This window comes from Asanoa sp. NPDC050611 (genome assembly GCF_040654855.1).
In the GTDB taxonomy this organism is placed as follows: domain Bacteria; phylum Actinomycetota; class Actinomycetes; order Mycobacteriales; family Micromonosporaceae; genus Asanoa.
Genome location: NZ_JBFAIU010000684.1, coordinates 1 through 1,373 on the forward strand (window position 1 = coordinate 1; position 1,373 = coordinate 1,373).

Consider the following 1,373-nt stretch of genomic DNA (forward strand, 5'->3'; position numbering starts at 1 on the left):
CCGTCACAGGCCCACCGGGCTGTTGGCCACGCCCCCGCTCGTCTACGTCCGCTCCACGCACACGCCGGCCCCGCACGGCGCGGCCGGCACGTCGCCGATGTCGGTCTCCATGCCGAAGGGGTCGTGCTCGACCGCCGCCCGCGGGTCGTCGATGTCGAGCACCGGCTCCTCTTCGGCATAGTCGACCTCGACGAGCTCCGCGGCGGCCAACGCCTGCGCGCGGGTGGTGGCCACCACGATGCCGATGTGCTGCCCGTGGTGCAGGATCCGGTCGTCGCGCAGCGGCCGTCGCATGGTCGAGCCGAGCGCGTTCGTCGGCGGATCGGCCAATGTCGGCGCGTTGTCGTAGGTGAGCACCGTGAGCACGCCCGGCGCGGCCTCGGCCGCGGTCCGGTCGATGCGCGTGATCCGTCCGGCCGCGACCGTCGACGAGACCAGCGCGGCGTACACCTGACCGGGAAGGTCGAAGTCCGAGGGGTACGGCGCCGCACCCGCCACCTTCCGCCGCCCGTCGATCCGGTCGATGGGCGCGCCGATCACGTTCTCCTTGGCGAGCGTCGCCGTCATCGCGTCACCGTCCGCAGGATCCGCACGATCGTCCGCTTCGCCAGCTCGACCTTGAACGCGGTGCCGGGCACCGTGAACGGGTCGCGGATGGCGGCCTCCGCGGCGGCCCGGTAGGTCCGCTCGTTCGCCGGCGAGCCGACCAGCACCCGCTCCGCCTCCCAGGCGCGCCAAGGCACGGTGCCGACGCCGCCGAGCCCGATCCGGGCCATCGTGACCGTGCCGTCGTCGACCTCGATGGCCGCCGCGGCGGAGGTGGTCGCGAACTCGTACGACTGGCGGTCGCGCACCTTGATGTAGCCGCACCGCGTGCCGGCCGGCAGGAGCGGCACCTCGACGTGGGTGAGCAGCTCGCCGTGGCGCAGGACGGTCTCCACGTCGGGCCGGTCGCCGGGCGTGCGGTAGAACTCGGTCAGCGGCACCCGCCGCGTGCCGTCGGCGCTGAGCAGGTCGACCTCGGCGTCCATCGCGACCAGCGGCACGCACAGGTCCGAGGCGTGCAGTGCGATGCACGACGGGCCGGCGCCCAGGATCGCGTGCATCCGGGCGACGCCTGCGACGGCCGCGCAGCCCGAGCCGGGCTCGCGCTTGTTGCAGGCGTGCACGTCCGGGTCGCGGAAGTAGCGGCAGCGGGTGCGCTGCAGCAGGTTGCCGCCGATGGTGGCCATGTTGCGCAGCTGGGTGGAGGCGCCGAGCAGGAGGGCCTCGCGGACGAACGGCAGCCGGGCCCGCACGGTCGGGTCGGCGGCCAGCTCCTCCATCGTGGTCAGCGCGGCGACCCGCAGCCGCTCGCCGTCGCGGGTGATGCC

General features: G+C 74.3%; 2 protein-coding genes. Both read right to left on the reverse strand.

Annotated features, from left to right (window positions below; all coding sequences use genetic code 11):
- Positions 1–42 precede the first annotated feature (42 nt).
- Positions 43–567, reverse strand: coding sequence for a hypothetical protein (locus tag AB0H87_RS41815; RefSeq protein ID WP_360159430.1), 525 nt, complete (start codon positions 565–567; stop codon positions 43–45).
- On the reverse strand, positions 564–1,373 hold an 810-nt coding region (locus AB0H87_RS41820), incomplete at its 5' end, for an FAD binding domain-containing protein (RefSeq protein ID WP_360159433.1). The genes AB0H87_RS41815 and AB0H87_RS41820, both read right to left, overlap by 4 nt.